We start from the raw sequence: 15,563 nt of genomic DNA, 5'->3' as shown, positions 1-15,563 counted from the left end.
CTCAGCGCGACGGCGCGAGGAAACGCACGAAGACCAGCTCCGGATCGCCTTCGTCGAGGTTGTCGATCACCCCGCTCGGCTGGAATCCCTCGCGCTCCAGCAGGCGCCGCATCGGCAGGTTGGAGCGGTTGCAGGAAGTGAACAGGCGGTCGCCGCGACAGTCGTCCCGCGCCTGCCGCAGCAACGCGCTGGCGATGCCGCGCCGGCGGCAGTCGGGGGCGACCGCCGCATCCTAGACGTTTTCACAGGTCAGGGCACGTCGCAGCGGCGCATGATCTATAGTCGCCCGGATCAGCCCCAGAGGATGCCGGACATGCCCCGTTCGATCGTCATCGTCCACGGCTGGAGCGACGATTCGAAGTCGTTCCGCCGCCTCGCCGAGCAGCTGGAAGCCTGGTTCGGCAGCGCGCCGACGCAGATCCGCCTCGCCGACTGGATCTCCCTGCAGGACGACGTCACCTACGCCGACCTCGCCGCCGCCCTGGATCGCGCCTGGACCGCCCAGGGACTGTCGCGGGCACCGCGCACGGTTGACGTGGTGGTGCACAGCACCGGCGCCCTGGTGCTGCGCGACTGGCTGACCCGCCACTTCGACCCCGCCAGCGCGCCGGTCAAGCGCTTCCTGATGCTCGCCCCGGCCAACTTCGGCTCGCCGCTGGCGCACAAGGGACGCTCCTTCATCGGTCGCGTACTGAAAGGCTGGAACCGCTTCGTCGGGCAGACCGGCACCCAGGTGCTGAAGGGACTGGAGCTGGGCTCGCCGTACTCCTGGCAACTCGCCGAGCGCGACCTGTTCGGCGCCGAGGCCTGGTACGGCGCCGGCCGCCTGCTCGCCACGGTGCTGGTGGGCAATGCCGGCTACAGCGGCGTCGAAGCCATCGCCAACGAAGCCGGCGGCGACGGCACGGTGCGGATCGCCACGGCGAACCTCAACGCCTGCCGCCTGAGCCTCGAACTGGATGTCCGCCAGCGCGCCAGGCCCGGCTGGCGCCTGGAAGAATCGCGCGGCGAGATCGCCTTCGCCATCGTCGACGGCGAGAACCACGCCAGCGTGGCGCTGAAGGACCGCGGACCGAAGAACCCGCATACCCTGGAGCTGATCCGCGCCGCGCTGGAGGTCGAGGACGCCGATTACCGGAGCAGCGGCGCAAGCTTCCCCTGGCAGCGCCGCATCGATCAGCTCGACCCCGGCATCGAGCGCCGCTCGCCGCGCTACCTGAACCTGGTCAGCCACGTCTGCGACGACCTCGACCAGGAGGTGCGCGACTACTTCATCCAGTTCTTCCGCAAGCTGAACAGCGACCGGCGTTTCGAACAGCGCTTCTACGAGCAGGTCATCGCAGACGTCCATCCCTACGAGGACAACCCCGCCTACCGCTCGCTGTACCTGTCGATCGAGTCCCTCGACGACCTGCTCGCCGGCTTCGCCGTGGACACCCTGTCGCTCAGCGTGTCGGCCCAGCCGCCGTTCGATCCGCCGCGCCAGCCGGTCGGCTATACCGCGGTGGGCCCCGGCGACAGCGAAGGCCTGGCAATTCCGCTGGCGCAGGTGCCGCGCTTCCTCGCAGCCCACCGCACCCTGCTGCTGCGCATCCGCCTGACGCGCCTGGTGGACAGCGGCGTATTCGTCTTCAGGAACCCCTGAATCGGCGCCCGGCCCCCCGCCCCGCTGGGCAGACACCCAGGCTGGGCGCAGGCGATCACGGTTGGCCTTCGGGCCACTCGACCCGCTGCAATGGCGCGCCGCCGCGCCCGAGGCGATGGACGATGCCGCTGCCCCGGCGCAGATCGACCCGCACCAACCGCCCGCCTTCCTCTCCACGGCCGCTGAGAAGCAGGTTGTGGGCATCCAGGCGGAACAGCCGCTCGGGACGCTCGATGGGCAGCTCCAGGGTCCAGAGCAAGCTGCCGTCGCCAGACACCGAGCTGAGCAGCAGCTCGCTACGCTCGGCCAGGCTGCGCCGGTGCAGCACCAGCCAGTTGCCGTCGACTCGCCAGGGACGGCGCGCCAACCTGGAATCGCCGCCCGGCAGCGCCGAGGCATAGCGACGGTACAACGCCTCCTCGCGCGTCTGCTCGTCGCGCCGGCGACGGTACTCGGCATCCGCCGCCGCCTCCAGGTCGGCGACCCGTTCCCGCCAGGCATCGTGCGCGGCAATCCAGCGTCGCCGTTCCTGGCGGTAGGCGTCACGCGCCGCAAGGAACGCACGGGTACTGGGAAAACGCTCCACGCGCTCGTCGAACTCTTCCGGCGGCTGCGGCTCGGGCGGCAGCGACGGATGCTGGCGCTGCCGCTCGGACGGTCGCTCGAGCAGCCGCTGCGGCTCTTCGGCAGCGGCTGGATCGGGCAGCAGGCCAGCCTGCAGGAAGGCCGCGTCGAGCAGCGGACGCAGTCGATTCTCCGCCGGCGACCGCCAATCCAGGGTGCCCAGTGACAGGCGCTGGCGTCGCGCCCGTTGGTTCGCTGCCGGCAGCGCCTCGCCACGCTCCAGCGCTCGGGCCTCGTGATCGCTGGCGAGGATCAGCAGGCGTCCGTCGGGCAGGCGCGTCAGGCCCGGCGCCTGCCAGTCGATCCCGGCATTCGCCGGCGGCGGCGGGTCGCCGTGGAAATACCGCGCGGCATCGACTTCCGGAGCTTCGCGCAGGGCCAGGCTGTCGCCGTCGAGGAACCAGACGCGGCCGTCCAGCGCGAGCATCAGCAATCCGCCCCGGCCTTCGTCGTAGCGATAGGCGTCCTTCCCCCAGGGCGCCGACTTCAACGGCAGGCCGCCAGTGCGCCGCTCCAGCTCGTCGAACGCCAGCGCAGGGGCGGCGTCGCGCCGGTCGAGTACGTAGAGTTCGTTGCGCAGGAAGAACAGGTAGCGCGACGACTGGCCCAGCAGTTCGCCGGAACCCCAGTCGTCGCCGCGCTCGTTGTCGGCATCCAGGCGCATGCTCCAGCGCAGGCTGCCGTCCTCCAGGTCGACCACCTGGGCATAGCTGCGGCTGCTGCCGTGTACCACGCCGTTGTCCACTTCGTTGGCGCGATAGTCGTCGAGGGTGAACGCCAGGTAGGAATGGCCCTGTTCCTCGAAGACCAGTTGCGGCCCGCTGAAGCCGGCCTCGTCGTACTGGCCGAGAATGAAATGAATGGCCACCGGCAAACCGACCAGCAGGCCCAGGCCGAGTACCGCCCAGAGGACGGCGAAAAGCGTCGCTCCCTTCTTCATGCAACTCCCATGCGTCCCGCGATCCTGGGACCGTCCCTCAACTGGCGACGGCATGAACGGCGCATTCTAGGGAGCCGCCGGCCTCGCTTCAAAGGCGGCAAGCGGCCATCAGTGGTCCATGCTCATGGGCTTTTCGCCCCCAGCAGGACGCCGAGTCCGACCAGCAGGGCGCCGAAGAACTGGTCGATGCGCCGGCGGAAACGCAGGAGCCGGCCGCGCACCGCCGGGCTCGAGAGAAAGCAGGCGACCAGGCCGAACCAGGCCACGTGGGCGAGCGCGATGAAGGCCCCGTAGCCCAGTTGCGCCGGCAACGCGGTATGCGGATCGATCACCTGCATGAACAGGCTGACCACGAACAGGCAGGTCTTCGGATTGAGCGCATTGGTCAGGAAGCCGCTGCGCAACATCGCCCAGGACGAAACCCCGTCGCCGCCCGCCGCCTCCTCCGCCACCGAGTCCTCTCGCGCCAGCAGCATGCGCAGGCCGAGGAACACCAGGTAGGCGGCGCCCGCCAGCTTCAGCGCGGTGAACAGCGCCAGCGACTCGCGCACCAGCACGCCGACGCCGAGGATGCTGTAGGCGACATGTACCGTCACCCCCGCGCCGATGCCCAGCGCGGTGAGCAGGCCGGCGCGGCGGGAATACAGCAGGCTGTTGCGCGAGACCATGGCGAAATCGGCGCCGGGGCTGATCACCGCAAGCACAGTGATGGTCAGGAAAGCTAGCAACTCTGTCATGCCTGGAAGGCTCCAAGGTAGAATGGACGACACAATCTACCGGTCTCCAGCGCCGAGCGAGAACGATGAATACTGACAATCATGGTGAGGAAAACTCACCATTCAGGCGCCGTCGCCTGCCCTCGCTGAACGCCCTGCGCTGCTTCGAGGCCGCCGCCCGCCTGGAGAACTTTTCCCGTGCCGCCGAGGCCCTGTGCCTGACCCACGGTGCCATCAGCCGCGCCGTGCGGACCCTGGAGGAGGAACTCGGTTGTGCGCTCTTCGAACGCCGCGGCCAGCGGGTTTTCCTCAGCGAGGCCGGCAGGCGCCTGCTCGCCGGCACCGGCCCGGCCCTCGACCTGATCGAGCGCACCGGCGAGACCCTGCGCGCGGAGGCCGGCCCCACCGCGCTGGTGCTGTCCTGCGAACCGACCTTGCTGATGCGCTGGCTGATCCCGCGGATCGCCGGATTCATGCAGGAACAGCCACGACTGTCGATCCAGCTGGTCGCCGGCGGCGGGCCGTTCGCCTTCGGCCGCGGCATCGACCTGGCGATCCGCCGCAACGACTTCCCCTGGCCGCCCGGCAGCCATGCCCACTGGCTGTTCGACGAGCAGGTCGGCCCGGTCTGCCGGGCGAGCGACGTCGAACGGCATTTCCACCTCGATGCAGGCCCGCCCGGGCTTCGCGCCGTCGCACCGCGCCTGCACACGGCGACCCGCCCGCAAGCCTGGAACACCTGGACCCGTCTCGCCGGACAGGCGCCAGCGACGACCGAAGGGCAGCGCTTCGAGCACTTCTACCTGAGCCTGCAGGCGGCCGGCGCCGGACTCGGCGTAGCCATCGGCCCCTGGCAACTGGTGCGCGACGATCTGTCCGCCGGCCTGCTGGCGGCGCCGCTGGGATTCCTCGCCGACGGCAGCAGCTATCACCTGCTGACCCCGCGACCGTTGCAGGCCGGAGAGCCTGCCACGCTGCTGCTGGAATGGCTGCGCCGCAGCGCGGCGGCCTGATGCGGCCCGCTCAGGGCCAGGCGCGCAGCGCCCGTTCGACCACCGCCAGCAGGCGCTCGCAAGGCACCCGGTCCTTGGCCTGCACGCTGAGGCCGAACAGCACGGTGGCATAGAAGGTCGCCAACTCCTCCACGTCGGTGTCCGCCGCCAGGTCGCCGTCAGCGATGCCGCGCCGCATGCGCTCACGGAACAGGCGGATCGACTCGCCGCGCTCGGCGCTCAACGCGTCCCGCACCGCCTCGCTTTCCGGGGTTCCGGTCAGCGCCGCGAGCACCACCAGGCAACCGCGCGGGAACTCGTCGGAACAGAAGCGCGCGACGGTCTCGCGGAGCAGCTCGGCCACGCCCTCGCGGGCGCTCGGCGCGCCATCGAGGACATCCCGGCGATAGCGGCCGTGCTGGCCGAGATAGTGGGCCAGGGCTTCGCGGAACAGCCCTTCCTTGCTACCGAAGGCGGCGTACAGGCTGGGCGGCCTGATTTCCATCGCCTCGGTCAGGGCCGCCAGCGAAGCGCCTTCGTAGCCACGCACCCAGAACACGTCCATGGCTCGCTGCAGGGCGGTGTCCCTGTCGAATGCCCGTGGCCTGCCTCGCGTTGCCATCCTGACCTCCATTATTTGTATCGATCACTATAAATTTACTTGACGAGCGTTGCCATCGCCATATTATTTAGCGACCGATACAGATGTTCAAGCCATCTCCCTGCCGCCTTCGAAAGGAAAAGACCATGTCCAACCTGCTCCTCTCCCCGCTCGCCGTAGGCAACCTGGCCTTGCGCAACCGCATCGTCATGGCGCCGATGACCCGCTCCCGGGCGCAACAGCCGGGCGACGTGCCGACCGCCCTGAACGCTCTCTACTATGCGCAGCGCGCCGGCGCCGGGCTGATCGTCAGCGAGGGCACGCAGATTTCCCGCCTCGGCCAGGGCTACGCCTACACCCCCGGTATCTACAGCGAGGCGCAACTGGCCGGCTGGCGCCAGGTCACCGAGGCGGTGCACGCCGCCGGCGGACTGATCGCCGCGCAGCTCTGGCATGTCGGGCGCATGTCGCATCGCTCGCTGCAGGCCGGCGGCGAGGCGCCGATCGCGCCCTCGCCGATCCAGGCCAAGGCCCAGGTGTTCATCGCCGATGGCCAGGGCGGCGGGTCCATGGCGCCCGCCGACGCGCCGCGGGAAATGACCCTGGAAGACATCCGCCGGGTCCGCGACGAATTCGTCCGCGCCGCACGCAACGCGCTCGACGCCGGCTTCGACCTGGTCGAACTGCATGGCGCCAATGGCTACCTGATCGACCAGTTCCTCGCCAGCGCCAGCAACCGACGCAGCGATGCCTATGGCGGTAGCCTGGAGAACCGCGCGCGGTTCCTGCTGGAGATCGTCGACGCGCTGGTCGCCGCGGTCGGTGCCGAGCGCGTCGGCCTGCGCCTGTCGCCCTGGGGCACGATCAACGACATGCACGACGACGAGCCGGAAGCGATGACCCTTTACCTTGCCGAAGCCCTGCAGCGACGCGGCATCGCCTACCTGCACCTGGCCGAGTGGGAATGGAGCGGCGGCCCGGCCTACCCGCAAGGCTTCCGCGAGCGCCTGCGCGAACGCTTCCGCGCGCCGCTGATCGTCTGCGGCAACTACGACGCCGAGCGCGCCGAAGCGATACTCCAGGCCGGACTGGCCGACGCGGTGGCGATCGGCCGGCCGTTCATCGCCAACCCCGACCTGGTCGAGCGGATCCGTCTCGGCGCGCCGCTGGCCGAGGCCAACCAGGCGCGGTTCTACGGTGGCGACGCTGCCGGCTACACCGATTACCCGACCCTCGGCCAGTCCGCTACGGCCTGATTCCCTTCCCTCCCATGCATCGTTCCCGGGCGCGGCCACGGCTGCGCTCGCGGAGGAGTCTTGCCGTGCTATTGCCGATCCTCCTGCTGGCCGCCGCCGGCTTCACCATCCTGACCACCGAGTTCGTCATCGTCGGCCTGCTCCCGGCGCTTGCCGCAGACCTCCAGGTCAGCGTCGCCCAGGCCGGCCTGCTGGTCAGCCTGTTCGCCTTCAGCGTCGCCGCCTTCGGTCCGTTCCTCACCGCCGCGCTGGCGGGCGTCGAACGCAAGCGGCTGTTCGTCGCCTGCCTGCTGCTGTTCGCCGCGGCCAATGCGCTGGCCGCCGTGGCCGGCGATATCTGGACGATGGCCGTGGCGCGCTTCGTCCCGGCCCTGGCGCTCCCGGTGTTCTGGGCCATGGCCAGCGAAACCGCCGCGCACCTGGCCGGCCCCTCGCGCGAAGGGCGCGCCGTGGCGCTGGTGTTCTTCGGCATCGTCGCCGCCACCGTACTTGGCATTCCCATCGGCACGCTGATCGCCGACGCCTGGAGTTGGCGCCTGGCATTCGCCGCACTCGCCGCGCTGGCCCTGGCCAAGGCGCTGCTGCTGGCCGCCTGGCTGCCGCGCATTCCCGGACGGCCGGGCGTCTCGCTGCGCAGCCAGGCGAGCGTGTTGCGCCAACCGCTGGTGCTCGGCCACCTGTTGCTGTCGCTGCTGGTCTTCACCGGCATGTTCACCCCCTACACCTACCTGGCCGACATCCTCCAGCGCCTGGCCGGCTTCAGCGGTTCGCTGGTCGGCTGGACGCTGATGGGCTTCGGCGCGGTAGGCCTGCTCGGCAACTGGCTCGGCGGGCGCCTGGTGGATCGCAGCCCACTGGGCGCAACCCTGCTGTTCGTCCTGCTGATGGCGCTGGGCATGCTCGCCCTGGTGCCGACCCTCGGCAACGCCTGGCTGCTCGCCGCCACCCTGGCGACCTGGGGCGTGGCCCAGGCAGCACTGTTCATCGTCGGCCAGGTGCGGGTGATGAAGTCCGCGCCGCGGGCCCCAGCGTTCGCCGCCTCGCTGAACATCTCCGCCTGCAACGCCGGGATCGGCATCGGCGCCCTCGCCGGCAGCCGGGTGATCGACGGCAGCGGCCTGGCGCCGCTCGGCGAGGTCGGCGCGCTGGTCTGCCTGGCGGCGATGGCCGTGGCCCTGCTGCTGATGCTGGCGCCACGCCAAGCTGCCACCGAGCCGTCCCTCGGCGGCCAAATCCCTCACTGAGCCCACCAAGGAAGCACAACCATGATCCTCGATAGACTCTGCCGCGGCCTCCTGGCCGGCATCGCCCTGACCTTCTCCCTGGGCGGCTTCGCCGCCGAGGAATTCCCCGTCCCGAATGGCTTCGAAAGCGCCTACCGGGAAGTCGACGGCGTGAAGCTGCACTACGTGAAAGGCGGCCAGGGGCCGCTGGTGATGCTGGTACACGGTTTCGGCCAGACCTGGTACGAATGGCACCAACTGATGCCGGAACTGGCCAAGCGCTTCACCGTGATCGCGCCGGACCTGCCCGGCCTCGGCCAGTCCGAGCCGCCGAAGACCGGCTATAGCGGCGAACAGGTCGCCGTCTACCTGCACAAGCTGGCCCGGCAATTCAGCCCGGATCGCCCGTTCGACCTGGTGGCCCACGACATCGGTATCTGGAACACCTACCCGATGGTGGTGAAGAACCAGGCCGACATCGCCCGCCTGGTGTACATGGAAGCGCCGATCCCGGACGCGCGGATCTACCGCTTCCCGGCCTTCACCGCCCAGGGCGAGTCGCTGGTCTGGCACTTCAGTTTCTTCGCCGCCGACGACCGCCTGGCGGAAACCCTGATCGCCGGCAAGGAACGCTTCTTCCTCGAGCACTTCATCAAGTCCCATGCCAGCAACACCGAGGTGTTCAGCGAGCGCCTGCTGGATCTGTACGCCAGGTCGTACGCCAAGCCGCACAGCCTGAACGCCTCGTTCGAGTACTACCGCGCGTTGAACGAGAGCGTGCGGCAGAACGCCGAACTGGCGAAGACCCGCCTGCAGATGCCAACCATGACCCTCGCCGGCGGCGGCCACGGCGGCATGGGCACGTTCCAGCTGGAGCAGATGAAAGCCTATGCGGACGACGTCGAAGGCCATGTCCTGCCCGGCTGCGGCCACTGGCTGCCGGAAGAGTGCGCCGCGCCGATGAATCGCCTGGTGATCGACTTCCTCAGCCGCGGTCGCTGAGTCGTCCCGGTCCGGGCGATCAGAACTGCTCGCCCGGGCAGAACAGGCAGCGCAGCAGCAGGGTCATGAGCACGACAGCGCCGGAAACCAGCAGGTAAGGCAACGGGGAGAACAGGTCGTCCTGGTCCTTGCCATCGTGCTCACTACTCATGCTCTCACCTCGAGAATCGTCATGGCGGAAAAGACGCAGGATATGCACTTGCCGTCCTTGAAAGTGCACGGCGAAGTGTTCGAAGACTATAGAAACGAAGCGATCGAGTTCAATTACATCTGTGTCAGCTTGCTGTCGGCAAAACGTCAGCGGAAAGACAACGGAAAATATTTCCCGATAATGCTTGGGGGTCAGCCGCGCCCCGCCCCAGGCTCTGCCGGCGTGGCGCGAGTGCCGGGGCGAAGGAAAAACCAACTTACAATGATCCCGACCCGGAATTATTCCGCCAAGTAGCTTCCGTTTCGGAAAAAAGCGACTCGCAGCACTGTTTCGGTGCAATAACGTCACATTTGAAAGTTTCGATTAAGTTTTCCGTTATCGATTATCCATAAATACGTTTGATCGCTCTCCGGACGTTTCATAGATTGCACGCCTTCACTCTCTGCGAGGCATTCCCGTGACGCATCCAGCGACCGTCTACAGCCTGTCCACCCGCCTGCTGCACTGGAGCATGGCGTTCTGTTTCATCGGCGCGATCGTGCTGGCCTATTTCGTCATCTGGGTGCTCGGCCACGACCACCCGCAGCGCCTGCCGGTACTCAACCTGCACTGGGTGCTGGGCCTGCTGGTCGGCCTGCTGCTGATCCCTCGGATCGTCTCGCGGCTGCGCGGGCCGCGCCTGCCAGCGGTCCCCGGGACGCCGCTGGAGCACCGCCTGGCGCACTACGCGCACCTGTCGCTGTATGCCTTGATGCTGGTGATGCCGCTCACCGGCTACGTCGGCACCCGCCTGCCCACCGACTTCGGCCTGTTCGTGGTACCCAGCCTCAAGGACACCGCGCTGTTCGCCTGGATTTCGCAAACCTGGAACCTGAACTGGGAGGCGTTCGAGAAGCCCTTCGACGCCGTTCACCGCGTGGTCGGCCTGTGGCTGAGCACCTCGGTGGTGCTGCTCCATGCGCTCGCCGCCGGCTACCACCAGTGGGTCCGCCGCGACGGCACCCTGGAGCGCATGCTCGGCCGTCGCCAGCGCCGCTGAGCGCGGCCCTTCGTCGGCTCTCGCGGCGGACCGGCGACGATCTGCTATAGAGGTAGGGACACGCAGGGAAAACCTCGCCGCCCCGAGGCTCCTCCGTGGCAACCACAGGCGTCGCGCAGGTAGCCGGGTCGGCCTCCGACAGAGAGGAGCATGCCATGGCCAGCCTGCACTGCCAGCACCGCAGCTACACCATCACCGCCGACGTCGTCGAGCATCCGGGCATTCCCACGCCCTGGGCCGGTGGCTGCCACATCACCGATCCCGAAGGCCACACCAGCAAGCGCATCGCCCTGCCCGTGCGCTTCGCCTTCCTCGCCGACCTGGAAAACGCCCAGCGCGCCTCCATCGCCCACGGCAAATGGCTGGTGGACCAGCGCCTGGACCGCGGCAAGGCGCTGTTCTGAAGCGCACAACGAAAACGGCCCTCGCAAGGAGGGCCGTCGTTCATCGCGGCGCGGCTCAGGCGCTGCCGGCTTCAGCGGTTTCGCTGCGCCGTCGCGGCGGCGCGCCATGGCTGTCGTCGCCGGCCAGCGGCACTTCGTTGCCCTGGGCGTCGTACAGCTTGCCGTCGAGGAAATAGTCGCCTTCGTGCAGGGCGGCGATGTCCTGGTAGCGCAGGGTCCGCTCGCTGGCGGCGACGAACACCGACTGCTGGTCGGAGTTGCCGGCGGTGAAGTGGTTGAACGCCAGGTTGAGCAGGATCGCCATGATCGCCGAGGAACTGATGCCGGAATGGAAGATGGTGGCGAACCAACTGGGGAAGTGATCGTAGAAGGTCGGCGCGGCGATCGGGATCATACCGAAGCCGATCGAAGTGGCGACGATGATCAGGTTCATGTTGTTGCGGTAGTCCACCTTCGACAGGGTGCGGATGCCGCTGGCGGCGACCGTGCCGAACAACACGATGCCGGCGCCGCCGAGCACGGCGGTGGGCACCGCGGCGATCACCCGGCCCATCACCGGCAGCAGGCCGAGGATCACCAGGAACAACCCACCGGTGGCGACCACGTAGCGGCTCTTGATCCCGGTCACCGCCACCAGGCCGACGTTCTGGGCGAAGGCGCTCTGGGTGAAGGAGCCGAAGATCGGCGCCAGCATGCTGGAGAACATGTCCGCGCGCAGGCCGTTGCCCAGGCGCCGCGAGTCGACCTTGGTGTCGATGATCTCGCCTACCGCGAGGATGTCCGCCGAGGTTTCCACCAGGGTCACCATGATCACGATGCACATCGAGATGATCGCGGCGACCTGGAAGGTCGGCATGCCGAAGTGGAACGGCGTGGGAAACGCCACCAGCGGGCCTTCGGTGACCTTGGAGAAGTCGGCCATGCCGAGGAACACCGCGATGACGGTGCCGATGACCATCGCCAGGAGGATCGACAGGCGCGAGATCGAGGCGCTGCCGAGCTTGCTCAGCAGCAGCACGATGACCAGGGTGATCGCCGCCAGGCCGATGTTGGCCATGCTGCCGAAGTCCGGCGCGTGGCTGTTGCCGCCCATCGCCCAGCGCGCGGCGACCGGCATCAGGGTCAGGCCGATGGTGGTGATGACGATGCCGGTCACCAGCGGCGGGAAGAATTTGGTGATGCGCGAGAAGATCGGCGTGATCAGCAACCCGATCAGCGAGGCCGCCATCACCGCGCCGAGCACTGCGGGAATGCCGCCGCTGCCACCGCTGCCGATGATCGCCACCATGGTCGCCACGCCAGCGAAGGACACCCCCTGGACCAACGGCAACTGACAGCCGAAGAACGGCACGCCGAGGGTTTGCAACAGGGTCGCCAGGCCGCCGGCGAACAGCGAAGCGGCAATCAGCAGGCCGATGTCGCCGGGCGCGAGGCCGGCGGCCTGGCCGAGGATCAGGGGGACCGCGACGATACCGCCATACATGGTCAGCACATGTTGCAGGCCGTAGGCCATGTTGGCGCCGACACCGAGGTTCTCGTCTTCAGGCCGTGGAACGGGTGGGGTTCCGGAGGACGTCGTTTTCATGGTGCGCTGTTCTCGCTTTTATTGTTGTGCGCACACTGTAGACAATTCGATCCGAAAATATCCAGACAAATGTATACAAAATTTCCGACAAATCTGTGACAGCGCTGGTGCCAGCCACTCCGCTCGCGCGCTTATCCGCGCGCCAGACGGTTTCCTTCCTGCTGCACCATCCTCCCAGCCCCGACCAACGGCCATGGGCCCGCGCCGAAGGGCATTAACGATAGAAAGCCGCCCTCCATCCCGCCAGCGAGCTATCAGCAATTCTTCCACAAAAAGTTGATGAAATTCACATTTCAGGAATTACGCCAGGACAGCCCGGAAAGCGCTCCTAGTCTGGCAGTCAGGCCGTGCCCGAGGCGGCATTTCGGGCAATAGCGCCATGCCATCAACGGCTTATCGATCATCGCCTCACAAGGAACGGAGTCTCATGAGCAACAAGAACAATCTCAGATACGCACTCGGCGCCCTCGCCCTCTCGGTTTCCGCCGCATCCCTGGCGGCACCTTCGGAAGCGCAACAGTTCACCGAGTTCTGGACGCCCGGCAAACCCAACCCGTCGATCTGCAAATCGCCGTTGCTGGTCAGCACCCCGCTTGGCCTGCCGCGCTGCCTGCAAGCCAGCAACGTGGTCAAGCGCCTGCAGAAGCTGGAGGACATCGCCAGTCTCAACGACGGCAACCGCGCCGCCGCCACGCCGGGCTACCAGGCCTCCGTCGACTACGTGAAGCAGACCCTGCAGAAAGCCGGCTACAAGGTCAGCGTGCAGCCCTTCCCGTTCACCGCCTACTACCCGAAAGGCCCGGGTAGCCTGAGCGCCACCGTGCCGCAGCCGGTCACCTACGAATGGGAGAAGGATTTCACCTACCTGTCGCAGACCGAGGCAGGCGACGTCACCGCCAAGGTGGTCCCGGTGGACCTGTCCCTCGGCGCCGGCAACACCTCCACCAGCGGTTGCGAGGCGGAAGACTTCGCCAACTTCCCGGCCGGCTCGATCGCGCTGATCCAGCGCGGCACCTGCAACTTCGAGCAGAAGGCCGAGAACGCCGCGGCCGCCGGCGCCGCCGGGGTGATCATCTTCAACCAGGGCAACACCGACGACCGCAAGGGCCTGGAGAACGTCACCGTGGGCGAGTCCTACGAGGGCGGCATCCCGGTGATCTTCGCCACCTACGACAACGGCGTGGCCTGGTCGCAGACCCCGGACCTGCAGTTGCACCTGGTGGTCGACGTGGTACGCAAGAAGACCGAGACTTACAACGTGGTCGCCGAGACCCGTCGCGGCAACCCGAACAACGTGGTGATGGTCGGCGCGCACCTCGACTCGGTGTTCGAAGGCCCCGGTATCAACGACAACGGTTCGGGCAGCGCCGCCCAACTGGAGATGGCCGTGCTGCTGGCCAAGGCGCTGCCGGTCAACAAGGTGCGCTTCGCCTGGTGGGGCGCCGAGGAAGCCGGCCTGGTGGGCTCGACCCACTACGTGCAGAACCTCGCCCCGGAAGAGAAGAAGAAGATCAAGGCCTACCTGAACTTCGACATGATCGGCTCGCCGAACTTCGGCAACTTCATCTATGACGGCGACGGTTCCGACTTCGGCCTCCAGGGTCCGCCCGGCTCGGCCGCCATCGAGCGCCTGTTCGAAGCCTACTTCCGCCTGCGCGGCCAGCAATCGGAAGGCACCGAGATCGACTTCCGCTCCGACTACGCCGAGTTCTTCAACAGCGGCATCGCCTTCGGCGGCCTGTTCACCGGCGCCGAGGGCCTGAAGACCGAAGAGCAGGCGCAGAAGTACGGCGGCACCGCCGGCAAGGCCTACGACGAGTGCTACCACAGCAAGTGCGACGGCATCGCCAACATCAACCAGGACGCCCTGGAGATCCACAGCGACGCCATGGCCTTCGTGACCAGTTGGCTGTCGCTGTCGACCAAGGTGGTCGACGACGAGATCGCCGCCGCCGGCCAGAAAGCACAATCGCGGTCGCTGCAGATGCAGAAGAGCGCCAGCCAGATCGAACGCTGGGGTCACGACTTCATCAAGTAACCGCGACTACCCTGCGCCGGGCCGCCGGCGCAGGTTCCCCATCCAGGCCCGGCTCATCCACCGGGCCTTTTTTCATCGGCGCGCGATCACTCCACCGCTTCCAGCAGGGTCGCCACGCCCTGGCCGCCGGCGATGCACTGGGTGGCGATGGCATAGCGCCCGCCGGTGCGCCGCAGCAACGCAGCGGCCTTGCCGGTGATCCGCGCGCCGGTGGCGCCCAGCGGATGACCGATGGCCAGGGCGCCGCCATCCAGGTTGATCCTGTCCATGTCCAGCCCCAGTTCACGGATGCAGGCGATGGATTGGCTGGCGAAGGCCTCGTTGATCTCCACCAGGTCGATGTCGGCGATGCCCAGCCCGGCCCGTTGCAGAACCTTGCGCGTCGCCTGCACCGGCCCCATGCCCATGATCTCCGGCGCACAACCGGCCACCGCCACCGCCTTGATCCGCGCCAGGATCACCAGCCCGTGGCGGCGCGCGAAGTCCTCGCTACAGACCAGCAGCGCGGCGCTGCCATCGGTGAGCGGCGACGAGGTGGCGGCGGTGACGCTGCCGCCGAACGCCGGCTTCAACTGGGCCAGGCTCTCCAGGTTGGTACCCGGGCGGATGCAGCCATCCTCGGCGACCCGGCCGGCGGGGGTGTCGATGGCGACGATCTCCTCGCGCAGCAAGCCGGCCTCGCGCGCGGCGACTGCCTTGGCGTGGGAGCGTACGGCCATCTCTTCCTGCTCGACGCGGCTGACGGCGTAGCGCTCGGCGACATTCTCGGCGGTCTGCCCCATGCTCATGTATACCGCCGGATAGTCCTGCAGCAACGCGGGATTGGGCGACAGGTTGAAGCCGCCCATCGGCACCCGCGTCATCGACTCTACCCCGGCGGCGATGAAGGCTTCTCCGGCGCCCAGCAGGACTTGCCCGGCGGCGTAGTGGACGGCGCTCATGGACGAACCGCAGAAACGGTTGAGGGTCGCACCGCCGAGGCTCTGCGGGAAGCCGGCACGGAAACTGGCGATGCGCGCGATGTTCATGCCCTGTTCCGCCTCCGGATAGGCGCAGCCCATGACCACGTCCTCCAGCAGCGCAGGGTCGAGATCGAGTTTCTCCACCAGCCCCTTGAGCACCGCGGCGGCCAAGTCATCCGGGCGGATATCGACCAGCGCGCCTTTCCTGGCGAAGTGGAACGGCGAACGGGCGTAACCGGCGATAACGACTGAAATCGGCGACATGAGGATATCTCCGTGAGATGGATTGGCTGGATCGCAGGAAGATATTACGCGCATAATATTTATTGAATTACAGTCGAAATACAATTTGACCGAAAAAGCCGCAGGACTCGCCGAAACGCCC

15 protein-coding genes and 1 pseudogene are annotated in these 15,563 nt (G+C 67.6%); 9 read left to right on the top strand and 7 right to left on the bottom strand.

Annotation, left to right across the window (positions count from 1 at the left end; genetic code table 11):
* Position 1 precedes the first annotated feature (1 nt).
* Positions 2-214: pseudogene (locus JHD77_RS01885) on the bottom strand (GNAT family N-acetyltransferase); the annotation flags it as partial.
* 99 nt (positions 215-313) lie between these two features.
* Here JHD77_RS01885 and JHD77_RS01880 point away from each other — a divergent pair.
* On the top strand, positions 314-1,645 hold the full coding sequence (locus JHD77_RS01880; RefSeq protein WP_003101445.1) for an esterase/lipase family protein: 1,332 nt from the start codon (positions 314-316) through the stop codon (positions 1,643-1,645).
* A 55-nt stretch (positions 1,646-1,700) separates the two neighbouring features.
* On the opposite strand, the gene JHD77_RS01875 is transcribed toward JHD77_RS01880, so the two are convergent.
* Both JHD77_RS01875 and JHD77_RS01870 read right to left on the bottom strand, forming a co-directional pair.
* Complete coding sequence (locus JHD77_RS01875; protein ID WP_003101446.1) at positions 1,701-3,209, bottom strand: PA2928 family protein; 1,509 nt, start codon at positions 3,207-3,209, stop codon at positions 1,701-1,703.
* Between the two features lie 122 nt (positions 3,210-3,331).
* Complete coding sequence (locus tag JHD77_RS01870; protein WP_003101448.1) at positions 3,332-3,946, bottom strand: LysE family transporter; 615 nt, start codon at positions 3,944-3,946, stop codon at positions 3,332-3,334.
* A gap of 65 nt (positions 3,947-4,011) precedes the next feature.
* On the opposite strand from JHD77_RS01870, the gene JHD77_RS01865 reads away from it, so the two are divergent.
* Positions 4,012-4,938, top strand: a complete 927-nt coding sequence (locus tag JHD77_RS01865) for a LysR family transcriptional regulator (RefSeq protein ID WP_003101450.1) — start codon at positions 4,012-4,014, stop codon at positions 4,936-4,938.
* Between the two features lie 10 nt (positions 4,939-4,948).
* On the opposite strand, the gene JHD77_RS01860 is transcribed toward JHD77_RS01865, so the two are convergent.
* Positions 4,949-5,539: a TetR/AcrR family transcriptional regulator gene (locus JHD77_RS01860; protein WP_003119828.1), complete on the bottom strand. Its 591-nt coding sequence runs from the start codon at positions 5,537-5,539 to the stop codon at positions 4,949-4,951.
* Between the two features lie 125 nt (positions 5,540-5,664).
* Between JHD77_RS01860 and JHD77_RS01855 the strand changes: the two genes are divergently transcribed.
* The 3 genes from JHD77_RS01855 (at position 5,665) to cif (ending at position 8,999) form a co-directional block, all read left to right on the top strand.
* The gene (locus JHD77_RS01855) at positions 5,665-6,774 is read left to right on the top strand and encodes an alkene reductase (RefSeq protein WP_003101455.1); all 1,110 of its coding nucleotides are present in this window, start codon (positions 5,665-5,667) and stop codon (positions 6,772-6,774) included.
* Positions 6,775-6,839: 65 nt separating this feature from the next.
* On the top strand, positions 6,840-8,018 hold the full coding sequence (locus tag JHD77_RS01850) for an MFS transporter (protein WP_003101456.1): 1,179 nt from the start codon (positions 6,840-6,842) through the stop codon (positions 8,016-8,018).
* Between the two features lie 21 nt (positions 8,019-8,039).
* Positions 8,040-8,999 (top strand): CFTR inhibitory factor Cif, encoded by a 960-nt coding sequence (gene cif, locus JHD77_RS01845; RefSeq protein WP_003091045.1) that lies wholly within the window; start codon positions 8,040-8,042, stop codon positions 8,997-8,999.
* Between the two features lie 19 nt (positions 9,000-9,018).
* Here the strand turns inward: cif and JHD77_RS32635 are convergent, their stop codons facing one another.
* Positions 9,019-9,150 (bottom strand): hypothetical protein, encoded by a 132-nt coding sequence (locus JHD77_RS32635; RefSeq protein ID WP_003091046.1) that lies wholly within the window; start codon positions 9,148-9,150, stop codon positions 9,019-9,021.
* Between the two features lie 21 nt (positions 9,151-9,171).
* Here JHD77_RS32635 and JHD77_RS01840 point away from each other — a divergent pair, with 21 nt between their 5' ends.
* From JHD77_RS01840 to JHD77_RS01830, 3 genes are all read left to right on the top strand, one after another.
* Complete coding sequence (locus tag JHD77_RS01840) at positions 9,172-9,444, top strand: hypothetical protein (RefSeq protein ID WP_031756500.1); 273 nt, start codon at positions 9,172-9,174, stop codon at positions 9,442-9,444.
* Between the two features lie 163 nt (positions 9,445-9,607).
* Positions 9,608-10,189 carry a cytochrome b gene (locus tag JHD77_RS01835; protein ID WP_031756499.1) on the top strand — a complete coding sequence of 194 codons (582 nt, stop codon included), beginning with the start codon at positions 9,608-9,610 and terminating at the stop codon, positions 10,187-10,189.
* Positions 10,190-10,344: 155 nt separating this feature from the next.
* Positions 10,345-10,593 (top strand): hypothetical protein, encoded by a 249-nt coding sequence (locus JHD77_RS01830; protein WP_003091048.1) that lies wholly within the window; start codon positions 10,345-10,347, stop codon positions 10,591-10,593.
* Between the two features lie 55 nt (positions 10,594-10,648).
* Here JHD77_RS01830 and JHD77_RS01825 read toward each other — a convergent pair whose 3' ends face one another.
* Positions 10,649-12,178 (bottom strand): nucleobase:cation symporter-2 family protein, encoded by a 1,530-nt coding sequence (locus tag JHD77_RS01825; protein ID WP_003162544.1) that lies wholly within the window; start codon positions 12,176-12,178, stop codon positions 10,649-10,651.
* A 427-nt stretch (positions 12,179-12,605) separates the two neighbouring features.
* Here JHD77_RS01825 and paaP point away from each other — a divergent pair, with 427 nt between their 5' ends.
* On the top strand, positions 12,606-14,216 hold the full coding sequence (gene paaP, locus JHD77_RS01820) for an aminopeptidase PaaP (RefSeq protein WP_003101464.1): 1,611 nt from the start codon (positions 12,606-12,608) through the stop codon (positions 14,214-14,216).
* Between the two features lie 86 nt (positions 14,217-14,302).
* Here paaP and JHD77_RS01815 read toward each other — a convergent pair whose 3' ends face one another.
* On the bottom strand, positions 14,303-15,442 hold the full coding sequence (locus JHD77_RS01815) for a thiolase family protein (RefSeq protein ID WP_003114002.1): 1,140 nt from the start codon (positions 15,440-15,442) through the stop codon (positions 14,303-14,305).
* Positions 15,443-15,563 lie beyond the last annotated feature (121 nt).

The sequence above is a fragment of the Pseudomonas sp. P20 genome, from assembly GCF_016463925.1.
Classification (GTDB): domain Bacteria; phylum Pseudomonadota; class Gammaproteobacteria; order Pseudomonadales; family Pseudomonadaceae; genus Pseudomonas; species Pseudomonas aeruginosa.
The sequence above is the reverse complement of the archived record's forward strand: the minus strand, read 5'-3'. Positions and strand labels throughout refer to the sequence as shown.